This is a genomic window from Sporosarcina ureae, assembly GCF_002101375.1.
GTDB lineage: Bacteria > Bacillota > Bacilli > Bacillales_A > Planococcaceae > Sporosarcina > Sporosarcina ureae_B.
Genome location: NZ_CP015207.1, coordinates 3058685 through 3076649, shown reverse-complemented (window position 1 = coordinate 3076649; position 17965 = coordinate 3058685). Strand labels below are relative to the sequence as shown.

Here is a 17965-nt window from a genome sequence, read left to right as displayed (position 1 = left end):
TTTTTTAGAAGAAAAATCGTTGGATGTCATTCCATGTCACAACAAGCATCAAAACCATTAATAACATGATACCTACAAAATGCACCATACCTTCTTTTTGTTTATCAATCGGTTTGCCCCTTAAGCCTTCAAACAGGAAGAACAATAGTCTTCCACCGTCTAACGCAGGTAATGGCAGCAAGTTCATGATTCCTAGATTAATACTTAGCACAGCGGCCCAATTCATTAAATTGAAAATCCCGTGTTGAGCGACTTCTTCAGTTGCTTTATAAATACCTACAGGACCGGACAATGCGTCTATTGTGAACTGACCTGTCACTAGCATACCTAATAGTTCAAAGATTTTCACTGTCCATGTGTAAGTCTGCTCGGCACCGAACACTATGGATTTAATAAATCCTTTTTCCAATGGACTTGAATACATAACACCGATTTGACCGAATTCCTGTCCAGCATCTTCCACTGTATCAGGTACTACATCTAAAACCACTTGCTTACCCGCTCGATCAACTTCAATTGACATCGGGACTCCGGCACTTTTTTGAATCGCTTCAGAAAACTTTGTCCAAGAATCAATCGACTTTCCGTCTACTCCCGTGATTAAGTCATCTTTTTTCATTCCAGCCATTTCTGCCGGCGTATTCGGCTTCACTTCCGAAATAATCGGTTCATTGGTTGGTACACCATTCATTAATCCAAGAGCTAGGAATATGAAAAATGCCAAGATGAAATTGAAAAGCGGCCCTGCAAATATTGCCAATGCTCTGCTGCCTAGTGGCTTGGATTCAAACTGACGATCGTAGGGAGCAATTAATGTTTCCTGCCCTTTTTCAATAATCATAGCCGTTCTGGAAATTTTCAGATGAACCAATTGTCCATCTTCATCATACCCTTCAATATATAATTCTTTATCTAAATCCGACTTCTCTACTTCTACGTTTAAAACATTCGGATTGGAAACATTTCGATTTAAGTAAATCTTTTCTATTTCGTCTTGTGCATTCAATAATAACCCTACACGGTAACCCGGCTGCAATTCGACGGTATCGAAATCTTCACCAGCCATCCGGACATATCCCCCTAAAGGCAATAAGCGGATTGTGTATTGCGTTTCACCTTTGCGGAGGGCTAAAATTTTAGGTCCCATTCCGATAGCGAACTCTCGAACCATGATACCGGCCCTCTTAGCAAACAAGAAATGACCAAACTCATGAAATGCTACAAGTGTCCCGAATATTACTATAAACGCAATAACCGTTTCCATTCAGTAACCACCTTCACCGGCTGTAACAGCCTGAAATTAATCTTGATACTTAACTATACCATAGACTTTTTTCCGCGTATTGCGATCTGTCTCCAAAATTTCTTCCAAATTAGGATTTTGAATAGTTTGATGTTGCTGCATCATTTCTTCAATAATTTCTTCGATTTGCAAGAAAGAAATATGACCTTCCATGAACAGTTGAACCGCCACTTCATTTGCCGCATTCATCGCTGTAGGCATAGTGCCTCCTTCCCTACCTGCATCATATGCAAGTGACAAGGCTTTAAATCGTGTATAATCCATTTTTTCAAAATGCAATTTGCCAATTTCATCGAGACGAAGACGTTTAGCATCGGCCATTTGAATACGATCCGGATAGGTCAGTGCGTATTGAATCGGAACACGCATATCAGGTGAACCTAGTTGTGCCATGACGCTTGTATCTTCAAACTCCACCATGGAGTGGATAATACTTTCTTTATGTAGTAGGCATTCTATTTGATCATATGGCATCGCAAATAAATGATGTGCTTCTATTACTTCTAATCCTTTGTTCATCATCGTTGCCGAATCAATAGTTAACTTGTTACCCATTGACCAATTCGGATGTGCGAGTGCTTGTTCTACTGTAACATTTTGAAGTTGATCCCGCGTATAGTCCCTAAAACTCCCACCCGATGCTGTTAATATCAAGTTTGTGATCCGTTTCGGATTCTCACCATTTAATGACTGGAACAATGCAGAATGTTCACTATCTACTGGAACAAGGGGGACATTATGACGTTGTGCCGCTTCTACAACGAGATTCCCTGCTGCTACCAGTGTTTCTTTATTCGCAATAGCAATTGTCATTCCCGCTTTAATCGCCGCAAGTGTCGGTCTCAGTCCTACACTGCCGATTACTGAGTTTAGTAAGACATCCGCTTCCATTCCTACCGTTGCTTCAATAAGTCCTTCATCACCATGAACGAATTGAACTTTAGGAAACTCTTTTTTTAAGCGTGCTGCATCTGCTTCCTCTAAAACAGAAACTAATTTGGGTTGAAATCTTGCAATGATTTCACTTACTTTTTGTATGTTTCTTCCTGCTGACATCGCCGTTAATTCAAAGCGATCAGGATGGGCTGCAATAATGCTTAATGTTTGAGTTCCGATTGAACCGGTAGCACCAAGCAAATTGATTTTCTTCATATTATGAACTTCCTTTCCATTATCCTATGAATTGAACAAAGTGAAGCAATGGGAGTACAAATAGTAAGCTGTCAAATCTGTCCAAAATGCCTCCATGTCCAGGCAACAGCTTCCCAGAATCTTTGACGTTATAGAAACGTTTCAGTGCTGATTCAACTAAGTCACCCATTTGACCTATAATGGATGCCACTATTGTAATGATAATAAACGACACGAATGACGTAGCGATAGGATAGAACATATTATAAATCAACGTAATCACGATCGCGGAAATTATTCCCCCAATAAATCCTTCAATTGTTTTATTAGGTGAAATATCCGGCCATAGTTTTCGTTTACCAATTTTACGTCCAACAAAATAGGCACCGGAATCTGTTGACCAGATAATAAGTAACGCATAGCCTATGTACTCTAAACCGAATAAGCGAGTTTCGATCAAATAATAAAAACCGATACCGACATACAGCGCACTAATTGCACTGAATGCAATATCTTCGAATGTCCACTTATTTTTCATTACTACAGTATAAACCAATAACAATAATATCAATACATAAATCATTTCAAGTTTTTCTAATTTCAGGAAACTTTCAACTTGTTCTGTCCATCTAGATGGAAGTAAAATGACGAGTAGAAGTAACCAAGAGATTAATCCACCGATAGAAAAAAGAGACATTTTACGCATACGTAGTAGTTCATATAAACCAATCGTAGATATCGCAAAAATCATCATAATAAAAGGTAATCCACCGACGATAATCAATGGCACAAAAAATGCGAGAGCTACAATAGCAGTGATGATTCTTTGCTTCATCTTTTCTGATCTCCTTCCAAGCTTCCAAAACGTCGATTCCTTTTTTGGAAATCTTCTATTGCTTGTAAAAAGCAGTCTTCATCGTAATCTGGCCATAATACATCCGTAAAAATGAATTCTGCATAGGCAAGTTGCCATAGCATAAAATTGGACAAACGTACTTCACCGCTTGTGCGAATTAGTAGGTCAGGTTCTGGCAAATGGGCAGTCATTAGTTTGGATTCGATTGAACTTTCATTAATTTCCTCCACTTTTAATGTTCCAGCAGCCACTTCTTCAACTAATTCTTTCATTGCATGAACTAGCTCTACTCTGCTACCATAATTCATCGCGAAATTTAAAATTAAACCTTTGTTATCTTTAGTTTGCTCCATTGCTTTCTCAATCGCTTTTTTTGTATGCTTCGGAAGCGCATCCATATCTCCGATCATTTCTACTTTGATGCTTTTTTCCATTAGCTCGGGTAAATACGTAGTAAGAAATTCGCCGGGAAGATTCATCAAGAAGTCAATTTCCATTCTGGGCCTCTTCCAATTTTCAGTTGAAAACGCATAGAGAGTGAGTACTTTCACGCCCATAGCATTTGCAAAATTGGTAATTTGCCTAACGGTTTTCATTCCTTCATGGTGGCCTGCAATTCGCGGCATTTTACGTTGCTTCGCCCATCTTCCATTTCCATCCATGATAATCGCCACATGGTTAGGAATTTGTCTATTTTTAACGGCTTCAATCCGTTCGTCCAGCAACTGAATGTCTGCCGTTTTTTTTCGCATTAGTTTTCTAAGCATAGCGTTCCCCCACTTGGCTCAATTCGGATACTCCTACTGACTATCCTACCAAATTGCATGGTAAATAGCATGCAAAAGAAAGAAAAGAGCGTCCTAAAAGTAGGACGCTCCTCCTTATAGAAAGTTCTGTACTCAGATTTCCAAGATTTCATTTTCTTTATCTTTTGCAGTTTGATCAATTTTTTCGATAAACTCATCCGTCATCTTTTGTACTTGTTCATTGTAACGGCGCAATTCATCTTCAGTAATTTCTGCATCTTTTTCAAGCTTTTTCAAATCTTCATTACTATCACGACGAACATTACGAATTGCCACTTTTGCATCTTCTGCTTCACGCTTAACATCTTTCACTAAATCTTTACGACGCTCTTCTGTAAGCGCAGGGACAGCAAGACGAATAACTGACCCATCGTTAGACGGCGTAATGCCGATGTCTGATTTCATGATGGCTTTCTCGATTTCACTGATTGTAGTCTTATCATAAGGCTGAACTACTAACAAACGTGGTTCTGGTACGGAAATTCCAGCCATTTGATTTAAAGGTGTAGGAGCTCCATAATAAATAACAGAAATTCTGTCTAATAGGCTCGCGCTAGCTCTTCCAGCACGGATAGATGCCAACTGTCTTGAATAGGCGCTATGTGCTTTATCCATACGTTCTCTCGTCTGATCCATTACTTCTTTTGTCATTGCTTATTCCTCCTAACAACCGTCCCGATTTTATCACCTAGTACGGCTTTTTTAATATTACCATTATCCATAATTGAGAATACTACGAGCGGGATATCATTGTCCATACATAGAGTCGAAGCAGTGGAATCCATCACTTCAAGTCCTTGACTAATCACTTCAAGATAGGACAGTTCTAAGTATTTTGTAGCTGTAGAGTCTTTCATCGGATCAGCAGAATAAACACCGTCTACGTTGTTCTTCGCCATTAAAATAACATCTGCTTCAATTTCAGCAGCACGTAAAGCAGCTGTTGTATCTGTGGAGAAATAGGGGTTACCTGTTCCTGCCGCAAATATTACGACACGATTTTTTTCTAGATGACGGATTGCTTTCCGACGTATGTAAGGTTCAGCTACTTGTCTCATGTCAATAGAAGACATTACTCGAGTTTCTGGTCCTAGCTTTTCAAGGGCATCCTGAAGAGCAAGAGAGTTCATAACCGTTGCAAGCATTCCCATGTAGTCAGCTGTTGTACGGTCCATCCCCATTTCACTTCCGACTTTCCCACGCCAAATGTTTCCGCCACCTACTACTACAGCTACTTCTACGCCAAGTTCTACTACTTCTTTCACTTGGCTTGCAACTGATTTAACAACTTCCGGAGACAATCCGTAGCCTTGATCCCCAGCTAATGCTTCTCCACTTAATTTTAACACGATGCGCTTATATTTTGGAATACTCATGTTGGCCCTCCTGGAATTTCCTATTCTCAAAAAAGAGGAACACATGATGGATGTGCCCCTCTGTACGATTGGATTATACTTAGTTACCTTTTACTTGGCTCATTACTTCGTCAGCAAAGTTGTCTTCGCGCTTTTCAATACCTTCGCCCACTTCATAACGAATGAACTCTACTAATGTTCCGCCAGTTGTTTTCACGAAATCACGAACTTTTTGATCAGAATTCTTAACGAAAGCTTGATCCAAGACACAGATTTCCTCGAAATATTTACCAAGGCGTCCTTCTACCATTTTCGCTACGATATTTTCCGGCTTACCTTCGTTTAAAGCTTGCTCAGTCAATACGTTACGCTCTTTTTCCACTTCGTCAGCAGATACTTCGTCGCGTGAAATGTATTTCGGGTTCATCGCTGCGATATGCATTGCTACATCTTTCGCTGCATCAGAATCTGTTGAACCTTCAAGAACAGTCAACACGGCGATACGTCCGCCCATGTGCAAGTAAGGACCGAAAGCGTCTTGATCTGTTTTCTCACGAATTTCAAAACGGCGAAGAGTAATTTTCTCTCCAATTTTAGCTACTGCGTTTGAAATGTGTTCAGAAACTGTCAAACCATTATCTAATTTCGCTGCGTTAGCTTCTTCTACTGTAGCAGGTTTCGTAGCAAGTAAGAACTCAGAAATTTCCTTAACAAGTGTTTGGAAGCCTTCGTTTTTAGCTACGAAGTCTGTCTCAGCATTCACTTCAAGTATAACTGCTGCATTACCTTGAACTAAAATGTTTGCGACACCTTCAGCTGCAATACGATCTGCTTTTTTCGCTGCACTTGAAAGACCTTTTTCACGCATATATTCCATTGCTGCTTCCATGTCACCGTCTACTTTAGTTAATGCCTTTTTGCAATCCATCATACCTGCGCCTGTTTTTTCACGAAGTTCTTTAACCATTTGGGCTGTAATTGTTGCCATTTGAAAATTCCTCCTATTAAATATCATTTGAAATTGCTTATTGCTTTAAAAAAAGACGATAAGGGGTACGCCACTTATCGTCTCATCATTTACTCATTTCAGTCTGCAGTAACAGTTGCTGTTTCGTTTACTGTTTCAGCTACTTCGTCGTCTTCACCTTGACGGGATTCAATCAAAGCATCTGCCATTTTGCTTGTAAGTAAACGTACTGCGCGGATTGCATCGTCGTTCGCAGGAATGACATAGTCGATTTCGTCCGGATCACAGTTAGTATCAACGATTCCAACGAGTGGAATATTCAATTTGATTGCTTCAGCTACCGCGATACGCTCTTTACGTGGATCTACGATAAAGATTACATCTGGCAAGCCTTTCATGTCACGGATACCGCCTAGGAATTTCACAAGACGCTCGTGTTCTTTATTTAATTGAGAAACTTCTTTTTTAGGAAGTACGTCAAACGTGCCATCCTCTTCCATTTTCTCAATAGCTTTCATACGTGCTACACGTTTTTGAATAGTGCCGAAGTTCGTCAATGTTCCACCCAACCAACGTTGGTTGATGTAATACATTCCAGCACGTTCTGCTTCTTCTTTGATTGCTTCTTGTGCTTGTTTCTTCGTACCTACGAAAAGGACTTTACCTCCATCAGCACCGACTTGGCGCATGAAGTTGTAAGCTTCCTCTAATTTTTTGACCGTTTTTTGAAGGTCGATGATGTAGATGCCGTTACGCTCCACGAAGATATATTTCTTCATTTTTGGGTTCCAACGACGTGTTTGGTGTCCGAAATGTACACCAGCTTCTAGCAATTGTTTCATTGAGATTACTGACATGTTTAATTCCTCCTATTGGTTTTTTTATCCTCCGCGTACTTCCAGCGAATAAGTGACCATAATGGCACCCACTCATTCATCCGCACGCGTGTGTAGTAATACCATCTATTAAATTAACATAATTCTACGTTGTTTGCAACTACTGTGTGTAACTTCAGTCGAATTTTATTATCAATTCAATTTCTGTCTTCCCTTTTTTCAACTCTCTAGCGATATCCTCTATTGATTTACCTTCAGCATAAAGCTGTTTTGCTTTTTCTCTGTCGTCAAGGTCGTCAAATGATTTGGGTTGTGATTGTGTTTTTTTTTCTTTCTCGTTCTTTTCGGTGTCCACCGTCTTCTGATAGGAACGTAAAGCAAAATGTAAGGGAACTGAGTGTTGCTTCGATCTTGGAACAGGCACTTCTGTAATTGACTGTTCTCTTGGCACTGAGTTTGTAGTAGGTTTCATTTGAGTATCCGTTCGTTGATTCAGTTGTTGAATCAAACGATCGTTTTCCTCTTTGATTTCACCTAGAAAAGCTAATACGGATTGGTCCATTTCTTTCATAAGTCGTTGTTGCTTTTTCTCCAGATTATTAAATTTTGATATTTTTAAGTACAGCAATATCATGACCATAAATCCAATGATTTGTAAGATGAATAAAAGAGCTAGTAGAATTCCCATGATATTATCCACTGTAATCAACGAACGAACCTTTAAACGGATGCTTGGCTTGCTGTTGTTCTTTCTCTTTTTTTTCTTGTTGCTGTGACTCTTCACTCGGCTGCTGATCATCTCCATCCAGTTTTGCATATGGAGAGGACTTCAAAACGGTTTCCTTGCTTTTTAACGCTTGTTTTTCTGTTTGCATATTGGCACTGTCTTGAGCAAGTTGAGCCTGTTGCTGCTTTTGCTCCGCTATTTTACCTGCCTCAAATGTTTTCGGGATAGCAATTTGAAGTTCAATAGCTTTCAAACTCATAAAATCCCTCCGTCGGTAATTTCTGCCGCCAACAGCGACCGTAACTTAAATAATGCTTTTGAATGTATTTGTGAGATTCTAGATGTAGATAAGCTTAAAATTTCTCCGATTTCTGTTAGCGTCATGTCTTCTTGATAGAACAAACTAAGTACCAATTGTTCATTTTCATTTAGTTCTTTAATTTTCGTTATCAAGTCTTCAATCAATTCGCCTTTGACTGCTTGTTGTTCAGGCGTTTTCGTTTGATCATCTTGCAATATGAAGGTTTGATCGTGATCCTCTTCATCGTTCATTTTTTCATCGATGGACAAAACATTAGCAAAATATTGTTCATGCACGGTTTGATAGACTTGATCTGTTGTAATGCCTAAATGATCCGCTACTTCTTCGGGAGTCACCGTTCGCAAGTAAGACTGTTCGAGCTTACTAATTTCTTCATCCATTTTCTTAGTTTTTTCTCTTGAAGAACGTGACAACCAATCTTCTTTTCTTAAACCGTCTATGATTGTACCCCGAATCCGGAATGAGGCGTATGTGTCAAATTTAAAATCACGCGAAGGGTCAAATTTTGTTAACGCGTCGAAAAGCCCTTGGTAACCAAGAGATTTGATATCATCACGTGAAACATTTTTCGGCAGTCCAGCACTGATTCGTTGAACGTGATAATTCACAAGAGGTGTATACATTCGTACTAGCGTATCACCTGCATCAGGATCACGGTTTTCGATCCATAACTTCCACTGATGCCGTTCAGTTACATCTTGATTTGTCATCGAATTCACGCCTTTCCCGTCAGGTTCCTTTTACCGATTTTATTTCTTATGTATAAGTATAACAAATCACAATAGATAAAGGCGACTAATGCATTAGCCGCCTTCGTTTGTACTGTTAAATTTCCTGCGTTCCAGCATTGACTGTACGAACGTAGAGGATACTCGTATCAGGATCAAATTCAATTGTACGTCCGCTCGATCCTCCTGTATCTTCTGCAACAATCGGAATCGAATATCTTTTCAATTCTTTTTTTACAGCCTCTACATTTCGTGGACCGATACGAATGGTATCATTTGAACCAAATTGAAACATTTGTGCTCCACCGGCAATTTTCGCTTTGATACTAAAAGGTCTGACTCCTTCTGATTTCAAAAGTTCCAACATAGCATAAATGCCCGTATCCGCGAATTTTGCCACATTTAGTTTTGTCGATTTACCCAACTCGCTATCAGGTAACATTACATGCACCATACCTGCTATTTTTTTCGAAGAATCATACAGTACTACACCAACACACGAACCCAGTCCTGATGTCCGAATCGTATGGGGGGATTTTGCGATATTCATATCTGCAATCCCTACACGCACTACTGTTTGAACGCTTGCCATCTATAAGACACCCAACGAACTGAATATCGTTCGATAAGACGGTGGATCGGGTAACAAAAAGAAATGCCCCGCCAAACTTGACACACCTTGTTCCCCTTCTTGTAATATTTCCGTCTCGATGACGATTACTTCATCACTGTACTGAGATACTTCGATCAGGCCGAAGCTAACAATTGCACCTACCATATCAATACTTAATGAAGGTACAGTTGGATAGATATTTAATGAAGTAAAATCAGAAAGCGCAGACAAATAGGAACCTGACAATATATTCCCCAATTCCTGAAGCGCAGAAGCACCCATTCCCAAACCTTCTACATCAGTAAAAGTGAATGCTATGTCCCCTGTCAATTTGCGAATAAATTGTGTAGCAGATTCAATAGTCAGTACGAAAAACATTGTGCCAGTCAAATCACCTTCTATACGTAAAAAAATACCCGCCACCACTTTTTCAGTACCACCTGCTAAATCAAACATTTCATCAAATGTAACGAGTTCAACTTTGGGTACCCGCATGTCAATTTTCTGACCTAACAGCTGAGATAATGAAGTTGCCGCATGTGCTGCCCCAATATTCCCTATTTCCTTTAAGACATCTAGATGCATCTCGGTGATGTCATTTTTAGAATTCATCCGTATTCCCCTTCTTTATCGGTTGCAATACTTTTTCCAAATTTAACATGACTAATAATCGTTTACCTACCTTTGCCACTCCCGAAATGAATTCGGATTCTACAGATCCCACTACTTCTGGTTGAGGGCCTATTGCGCTTGTCGGAACATCCATTACGTCATTCGCATCGTCTACAATTAATCCAACTTCTGCACCTGCATGCGAAACGATAATAATACAGCTTGTCTCATCGAACTCTTTATACTCCATATCAAAACGTTCACGCAAGTCCACTACTGGTGTCACAACACCACGTAAATTTAACACTCCTTTAACATAAGAAGGCATACGAGGAACACGTGTAATCGATAGCGATTTTTCAATAGATTCTACTACGTCTAGACCAATCGCATATTCCTTGTTCATTAATTGGAAGACAATCACTTTCATTTCGCTTACTTCCGTTACTTTTGTCATATCATCACCCCGATTATTTAATCAATGCATTACAGTCAACAATTAATGCCACTTGACCATTTCCGAGAATCGTAGCACCCGATATCGCAAAGACACTCTGCAAGTATTCGCCAAGTGATTTCAAAACAATTTCTTGTTGGCCAATAAATGAATCTACGACTAATCCAGCTAAACTATCACCTTTACGAACGATCACGATAGATTGGAACTCCTCTTCTTCATTACTTCTATTCTTCATTTCAAATATATCTTTTAGGTCCACCAGCGGTACAATAGTTCCACGGAAATCGATGACAGGCTGGTTATGAGCATTTAAAATATCTGACTTTTGAATAATGGCAGTTTCAATTATGGAAGACAACGGGATCGCATAAATTTCTTCATCCAACTCTACTAACATTACAGAAATGATAGAAAGAGTAAGAGGCAACTGCACCTGGAATAACGATCCTTTTCCTTCAGTGGAATCAATCGAAATATGTCCGCCAAGAGATTCAATAGTGTTTTTTACAACGTCCAACCCAACGCCGCGACCTGATACATCCGTAATGGAAGCTGCAGTGGAAAACCCTGAAGCTAATATCAATTCTGCTACTTGTTTATTTGTCAATGAATCGGCGGCTTCCGGACTGACAATTCCTCGTTCAATCGCTTTACCGACAACGCGTTGACGGTTTACACCCGCTCCATCATCTTCAAGCTCGATAAATACATGGTTGCCCGAATGATAGGCACGCAATGTTACCGTGCCAATTTCTGGCTTGCCATTCGCGATTCGCTCTTCCGGCATTTCAATACCGTGATCTAAAGCATTTCTAATCAAATGAACGAGAGGATCTCCTATTTCGTCGATTACAGTACGATCCAGCTCTGTTTCAGCGCCGACAATTTCCAAATCGACTTTCTTATTAAGGTCTCGAGCCAATTGTCGAACCATTTTGGGGAATCTATTGAAGACTGTTTCTACAGGTACCATTCGCATATTCAAAATGATGTTTTGCAAGTCACCTGATACCCGAGTCATTCTTTCTACGGATTCATTCAATTCGGGATTGTGCAATTCACTGGCAATCGATTGAAGGCGTCCACGATCAATAACCAGTTCTTCAAATAAATTCATTAATATATCAAGTCGATCTATATTAACTCGAATGGTTTTATTGGAATTGGAAGAGGTAGCCTTTTTGGTTTTTATAGTTTCCTTAGGCGCTTCTGTAGTTGTCGTAGCTATAGCAACGGGCACGATTGTTGTTTCAATCACTTTCGAGTCTGCGTCACAATTATTCAATGAAGCTTGCTTATATTTCTGCACGTATTCATCAGTGATGTGTGTAATATGTACGTCTTCTATTTCAGAAACTTTCAGTACTTTTGCCTTTAAATCTTCAGCATCTTCTTGAGTCAATAGAACAATCGTAAATTTCTGATCAAAATCTTCATTTTCTAATTGTTCTACTGTAGGAACTGTTTTTATGACTTCTCCTGACTTTTCCAAAATTTCAAAAGTCATGAATACGCGAGCCACTTTCAACAAGCAATCATCACGTAATGTAACAGTGATCTCTAGTGCATTAAAGCCTTGCTCAGCAGATTGAGAAATTACCGTCAACTCAAACTCATCGTAAGGAATTCCTGTCGAAGTGACGACTTCAATAGAAGCTTCCTCTGTTGTCGCAACAGGCTCAGTTGTTAAATCTACTGGTTGTCCCGCTTCAATGCGATTGAGAGTGTCTACTAACTTACTGACATCTTTTTTTCCATCCCCACCTGATTCAATGTCTTGTACCATTAGTTCAAGATCGTCCACTGCTTCAAATACCACATCTAGAATCTCTGTTGAAACGCTGATTTTTGAGTTTCGAATTGCATCAAGAACGTTCTCCATCTTATGTGTTAAATCTGCAATATCCTCATACCCCATTGTCGCTGACATTCCTTTAAGCGTATGTGCAGCTCTAAAGACTTCATTGACAATTGCTAGATCATCCGGATTATTCTCTAACGCTAGCAACTGTTCACTGCAAGCTTGCAAGTGTTCTTTACTTTCTTCTATGAACATATCCAAATACTGACTTACATCCATTGTAAAGCCCCCTAGTTACTTCAAATTTCCTATTATCGCATCGGCGATCTGTTGCACATCTTTAATCTCATCACTGAGACCCGCATCAATTATAGCTTTGGGCATGCCATATACAACGGACGTTTTTTTAGATTCCGCTATAGTAATCGTTTTACATGAAGCACGTAATAGTTCCATACCTTCTTTACCGTCATAACCCATTCCTGTCATAATAGCCGTTATATATTCCAGTTCTTTACGTGTCGCTGCTGATTCTAATAACACATTTACTGCCGGACGATGACCAGAACGCGGTGCTTCATCTCCGTCCAATACGATCTTGTAGCCTGTTTTTGATTTCACAAACTTCAGATGAAAGCCGCCTGGTGCAATATAGGCTGTCCCATTTTCGATCGGTTCATCATGTTTAGCTTCTTTAACAGCGATCTCACTCAGACCATTCAATCGTTCGGCCAATGATTTAGTGAAGCCAGGTGGCATATGCTGGACAATTAGAATTGGGTGTGGGAAGTCCGCTGGAAACCTTGTAATCACTTCCTGCAAGGCCCTTGGTCCTCCTGTCGATGTACCTATTATAACAAACTGTTTAGCAATAAGTGTATTTTTTTTAGGCTTGCTTACTGTTTTTATTGGAAATGTAGAAGTGCTACTATTTTCATTCGCAGTATTTTGTCTGCTTGTCGTGGGTGTATGAAGTTTTTTTGTGGATGTTATTTGACGCGTCAGTGTTTGAATTACTACGTTTGAAGCAGCAAATACTTTCTCCACAATTTCTTTTTCGATTTCATGAAGATTTAACGAAATAGCACCACCAGGTTTAGCAATCACGTCAACAGCACCGTATTCTATCGCTAAAACTGCATTTTCTGTATTATGTTTTGTTGTACTTGATAATATCACTACAGGGATTGGCATTTGATCCATAATGAACTTTAAAGCTTCCAGTCCATTCATCACAGGCATTTCAATATCCATTGTAAGGACGTCTGGTCGAAGATCGCGAACTTTTTCCACTGCATCTTTGCCATTTCTAGCGATGCCGATGACTTCCATCATGGGGTGTTTATTCAACATATCAGAAATTAACTTGCGCATAAAAGCTGAATCATCTACAACAAGAATGCGTTTTTTCTTTGCTGTAATCAAATTACACACGCCCCTTTAGAAAAACACCTTTGATTTTATCTATGAATCCAGAGGTTTCAATAGAAATGCTTGGTTTGTTGCTATGTAAAAATGTATCAGTTATCGCCAGCATGCGCTTGCTCACTTTTGCATTGGGATATAATTTGACGAAAGGGACCTGAGCAATTACTGCATTACGTACATGAATATCATCCGGCAAGAATCCTAAAATACTAGTTTCTATGAATAAAAACTTTCGCATAGCCAACTGAAGACGTGCGACCGAATCACGCCCGTCTTGTTCTTTCAGAACACGGTTACTCACTATATGAATAGATTTGTTCGCATCTTGTCGACTTATGAACTTAATCATCGAATACGCATCCGTAATAGAAGTAGGCTCCGGTGTCGCAATTAAAATAATTTCATCCATCGCCAAAATTAAATCAATTGAACTCTTTGTCGCTCCTGCACCCATATCGAATAAAATGACATCATATTGCATCTGTAAAATAGAGAATGCTTCAATCAATCGGTCAAACATTTCTCCTGACCACTCAACTACATTTTCCAGTCCAGAACCACCTGCTATAAATGAAAGATTGTCTTCAATCGGGGTCACAATGTCCTTTAATTGTTGCTTATCGGATAGATAATCTTTTAGATGAAATGTTGGTGTGGCTCCAAATAATATATGAATATTCCCCATCCCAATATCCATGTCCACAATTAATACTTTTTGTCCTTTAGCTACTAGTCCGCAAGAGAAATTAGCAGTGAAGTTCGACTTGCCTACCCCGCCTTTTCCACTAACGACGGCAATTGAGCGAGCTACTTGTCTTTGACTTTTCATCATTTTTAATCTTAGTGCTTCCGCCTGGTCATGCACGTGAATCACCTGCTAATAGAAGGTCCACCATCTTTTCCAAACTGGCTTCTGTCAAATCCTCAGGAACTTCTTGTCCATCTGTATAATAGGATACACCTATATCATATTTCAGTATTAAATTAATAATAGATCCAACAGAATCGGTTTCATCTGTCTTAGTAAATATGAATTTCTCAATTGGGAAATTAGTAAATTGTCTAATGATGGTATCCATATCTTGTTCCTTTGATGTGGTAGATAATACAAGAAACGTTTCCATATCTAATGAAAAGTCAATGAGTTTCGATAAATCATTGACAAATTTTGCTTCTTTATAATTTCGGCCCGCTGTATCAATAAATATGAGATCAAGATCTTTTAACTTTTCAATTGCGGTACGGAAGTCTTCTTCATTATAGGCAATCTCAACTGGCGCCTGAAGTAAATTAGCGTATGTGCGCAATTGTTCAATTGCCGCAATTCGATACGTATCGGTCGTTATGAAACCAACTTTCTTTTTTTCTTCCAACAAGGCACGTGCGGCAATTTTTGCAATGGTCGTGGTTTTACCCACACCGGTCGGCCCTAGAACATTAATAAACTTTTTCTGATAAGTGATGCCACCAAAAGGTATGTCGTAAAGACGATCGCTAAACCATGTTCTAATCAATTCCATTTGCTGTTCTTTAGTAAAATCGATTTTGTCTTGCTTCATTCGATTGAAAACTAGATTGCCAATTTCCGTTATATATTTACCTTCCAGACCTTGCAGCTGTAACATATTCAGTATTGGTAATAGTTCATCAGGGAATTTTTCAAATGAATGATCTACTTGCTGTATATCTTTTAGCAGTTGCTTGATTTCTCGCATTTCTCGTTGCATATGTTCAACTGACTCTGGTTCCACCACCGGTTGTACAGAACGAACTTGTGATTCATATGGACGTTCTATATTCGTTTTATCATAGCTTGCAACTACTTCTACCGAACGTTTGCGAAATAGACCAAGAAAGCCATTTGTTTTCGTGACGTTTGAACTAAGGATGACCGCGTCGTCTCCAAAATCTTCACGGACTTTCGCCATTGCTTCAACCATAGTAGATGCTGTATACTTTTTCAGTTTCATTAAATATCCACCACCCCTACACTTTGAACTTCCACTGATGCTTCCAATTCATTATAAGACAGTATAGGTATCTGTGGGAAATACCGTTCCGTAATTTGACGTAAATACATGCGAATGGCAGGTGAACATAAAATGACAGGAGATTGGTCCAGCATAGCTACCCGTTCGACTTCTTGCGCAATCCGCTCCAAAATCATTTGAGATTGTGATGGGTCAATTGAAAGAAAGTTCCCTTGTTCAGTCTGTTGAATACTATCGGCAATGAGTTTCTCTACTTTTCCAGAGACTGTTAATACTTTTAACGCTCCATTACCTACAACAAATTGCCCAGTGATCTGACGTGCCAGTGATTGTCTCGCGTATTCTGTTAGTACATCCACATCAGACGTGTACTTTGAATAATCTGCCAGTGTCTCAAAAATGATCGGTAAATTACGAACGGAAACTTGTTCGTTCAATAATTTAGCAAGTACTTTTTGAATCTCACCAATTGATAACGGAGTCGGTGTTAGTTCATCAACCAAAATCGGATATGTCTCATGTACATGATCTACTAGTTGCTTGGTTTCCTGACGTCCAAGTAAGTCGGATGCATTGGCACGAATAACTTCAGTCAAATGCGTAGATACCACACTTGGCGGATCCACGACTGTGTAACCCATGATTTCTGCTTCTTCTTTCGCTTCTTCAGTAACCCATTTCGCTGGCAATCCAAACGAAGGCTCTACGGTATCAATTCCCTCTATTAAATCTTCGCCGCCAGGACTCATAGCTAGATAATGATCTAACAATAGTTCTCCCCTGGCCATTTCATTCCCTTTTATTTTAATTCGGTATTCGTTTGGTTGTAATTGTATATTATCTCGGATACGAACAACTGGAATAACAAGTCCAAGTTCTATGGCTAACTGACGACGTATCATAACGACTCGATCCAGCAAATCGCCACCTTGAGTGGCATCTACAAGTGGAATGAGACCATAACCGAATTCAAATTCAATCGGATCGACATTCAAAAGGTCAACGACATTTTCAGGACGTTTTAACCCTTCAGTCTCTACATTTTCTTCCATCTCTAATAATTCGTCTGGATCTTCATCTTCTTTACGTGACATCATAAATGCACTCATTGCCAGTGCACCTGCAATGGGAATAGTTAAGATGTCATTAATCGGTGTAGCAAGACCCAGTAAAAAAATTGTAATGGCTGCTACGTAAAGCAATTTGGGTTGTCCTAATAATTGATTCGTAATGTCCGTCCCTAAGTTTCCTTCTGATGCAGCACGTGTGACTACAATGCCTGTTGCCGTAGAAATCAACAGCGCCGGTATTTGTGAAACAATACCATCCCCGACAGTAAGTGTAGAGAATTGAACTGCTGCTTCCGCAAACGGCAATCCCATTTGCACAACACCAATAATCATACCGACCATTAAGTTGATCATAACGATGATGATTCCGGCAATGGCATCCCCTTTTACAAATTTTGTTGCACCGTCCATCGCACCATAGAAATCCGCTTCGTTACTCACTTTTTCACGACGGGTGCGGGCTTCTATATCTGAAATCATTCCTGCGTTTAAATCGGCATCAATACTCATTTGCTTACCCGGCATGGCATCAAGAGTAAAACGTGCAGCAACTTCGGATACACGCTCCGAACCTTTCGTTATAACAATAAACTGAATGATGATTAAAATAACAAAAACTACGAGTCCCACAATAATATTTCCACCCGTAACGAATGTACCAAATGTATCAACTACTCCACCTGCATTACCTTCCGAAAGAATCGCACGTGTTGTAGAAACGTTAAGACCTAAACGGAATAATGTGAGTAATAATAATAACGATGGAAAGATAGAGAATTGTAGTGCTTCCTGCATATTCATCGCAGTTAGTAAAACCATTAACCCAAGGGTAATATTGATAATAATCAAGAAACTTAATAACCAAGGTGGTAATGGGATGACAAGCATCGCAATGATCATAATAACCGCTGCGAGTACTCCTATATCTTTAAACTGCATGCCATCCCTACTTTCTTCTT

19 protein-coding genes are annotated in these 17965 nt (G+C 39.5%); all 19 read right to left on the bottom strand.

Annotated elements, in window-relative coordinates; genetic code table 11:
- Positions 1-4 precede the first annotated feature (4 nt).
- Positions 5-1264, bottom strand: coding sequence for an RIP metalloprotease RseP (gene rseP, locus SporoP8_RS15045; RefSeq protein WP_085133265.1), 1260 nt, complete (start codon positions 1262-1264; stop codon positions 5-7).
- Between the two features lie 36 nt (positions 1265-1300).
- Positions 1301-2455, bottom strand: a complete 1155-nt coding sequence (gene dxr, locus SporoP8_RS15040; RefSeq protein WP_085133264.1) for a 1-deoxy-D-xylulose-5-phosphate reductoisomerase — start codon at positions 2453-2455, stop codon at positions 1301-1303.
- A 19-nt stretch (positions 2456-2474) separates the two neighbouring features.
- Positions 2475-3269, bottom strand: coding sequence for a phosphatidate cytidylyltransferase (locus SporoP8_RS15035; protein ID WP_085133263.1), 795 nt, complete (start codon positions 3267-3269; stop codon positions 2475-2477).
- A complete protein-coding gene (locus tag SporoP8_RS15030) occupies positions 3266-4057 on the bottom strand; it encodes an undecaprenyl pyrophosphate synthase (RefSeq protein WP_085133262.1) in 792 nt (263 codons plus the stop codon). The genes SporoP8_RS15035 and SporoP8_RS15030 overlap by 4 nt, the downstream gene beginning before the upstream one ends.
- Positions 4058-4189: 132 nt before the next feature.
- Positions 4190-4747, bottom strand: coding sequence for a ribosome recycling factor (gene frr / locus SporoP8_RS15025; RefSeq protein ID WP_085133261.1), 558 nt, complete (start codon positions 4745-4747; stop codon positions 4190-4192).
- Positions 4744-5472 carry a UMP kinase gene (pyrH, locus tag SporoP8_RS15020; RefSeq protein ID WP_085133260.1) on the bottom strand — a complete coding sequence of 243 codons (729 nt, stop codon included), beginning with the start codon at positions 5470-5472 and terminating at the stop codon, positions 4744-4746. The genes frr and pyrH overlap by 4 nt, the downstream gene beginning before the upstream one ends.
- A 79-nt stretch (positions 5473-5551) precedes the next feature.
- Positions 5552-6439, bottom strand: coding sequence for a translation elongation factor Ts (gene tsf / locus SporoP8_RS15015; RefSeq protein ID WP_085133259.1), 888 nt, complete (start codon positions 6437-6439; stop codon positions 5552-5554).
- Between the two features lie 98 nt (positions 6440-6537).
- Entirely contained in the window at positions 6538-7275 is a 738-nt protein-coding gene (gene rpsB, locus SporoP8_RS15010; protein ID WP_029053181.1) for a 30S ribosomal protein S2, read from the bottom strand.
- A gap of 154 nt (positions 7276-7429) precedes the next feature.
- Entirely contained in the window at positions 7430-7942 is a 513-nt protein-coding gene (locus tag SporoP8_RS15005) for a helix-turn-helix domain-containing protein (protein WP_085133258.1), read from the bottom strand.
- A gap of 4 nt (positions 7943-7946) precedes the next feature.
- The gene (locus SporoP8_RS15000; protein WP_085133257.1) at positions 7947-8240 is read right to left on the bottom strand and encodes a hypothetical protein; all 294 of its coding nucleotides are present in this window, start codon (positions 8238-8240) and stop codon (positions 7947-7949) included.
- On the bottom strand, positions 8237-9013 hold the full coding sequence (locus SporoP8_RS14995; RefSeq protein WP_085133256.1) for a FliA/WhiG family RNA polymerase sigma factor: 777 nt from the start codon (positions 9011-9013) through the stop codon (positions 8237-8239). Before SporoP8_RS14995 ends, SporoP8_RS15000 begins: the two co-directional genes overlap by 4 nt.
- 115 nt (positions 9014-9128) lie before the next feature.
- Entirely contained in the window at positions 9129-9623 is a 495-nt protein-coding gene (locus tag SporoP8_RS14990; RefSeq protein WP_085133255.1) for a chemotaxis protein CheD, read from the bottom strand.
- Positions 9624-10256, bottom strand: a complete 633-nt coding sequence (locus SporoP8_RS14985) for a chemotaxis protein CheC (protein ID WP_085133254.1) — start codon at positions 10254-10256, stop codon at positions 9624-9626.
- Entirely contained in the window at positions 10246-10713 is a 468-nt protein-coding gene (locus tag SporoP8_RS14980; RefSeq protein ID WP_085133253.1) for a chemotaxis protein CheW, read from the bottom strand. Before SporoP8_RS14980 ends, SporoP8_RS14985 begins: the two co-directional genes overlap by 11 nt.
- Before the next feature lie 13 nt (positions 10714-10726).
- The gene (locus SporoP8_RS14975; RefSeq protein ID WP_085133252.1) at positions 10727-12796 is read right to left on the bottom strand and encodes a chemotaxis protein CheA; all 2070 of its coding nucleotides are present in this window, start codon (positions 12794-12796) and stop codon (positions 10727-10729) included.
- Positions 12797-12811: 15 nt separating this feature from the next.
- Entirely contained in the window at positions 12812-13891 is a 1080-nt protein-coding gene (locus tag SporoP8_RS14970) for a protein-glutamate methylesterase/protein-glutamine glutaminase (RefSeq protein ID WP_420066746.1), read from the bottom strand.
- A 52-nt stretch (positions 13892-13943) separates the two neighbouring features.
- Positions 13944-14810, bottom strand: coding sequence for a MinD/ParA family protein (locus SporoP8_RS14965; protein ID WP_085133250.1), 867 nt, complete (start codon positions 14808-14810; stop codon positions 13944-13946).
- On the bottom strand, positions 14803-15915 hold the full coding sequence (gene flhF / locus SporoP8_RS14960) for a flagellar biosynthesis GTPase FlhF (RefSeq protein WP_085133249.1): 1113 nt from the start codon (positions 15913-15915) through the stop codon (positions 14803-14805). Before flhF ends, SporoP8_RS14965 begins: the two co-directional genes overlap by 8 nt.
- The gene (gene flhA / locus SporoP8_RS14955) at positions 15915-17945 is read right to left on the bottom strand and encodes a flagellar biosynthesis protein FlhA (RefSeq protein WP_085133248.1); all 2031 of its coding nucleotides are present in this window, start codon (positions 17943-17945) and stop codon (positions 15915-15917) included. The genes flhF and flhA overlap by 1 nt, the downstream gene beginning before the upstream one ends.
- Positions 17946-17965 lie beyond the last annotated feature (20 nt).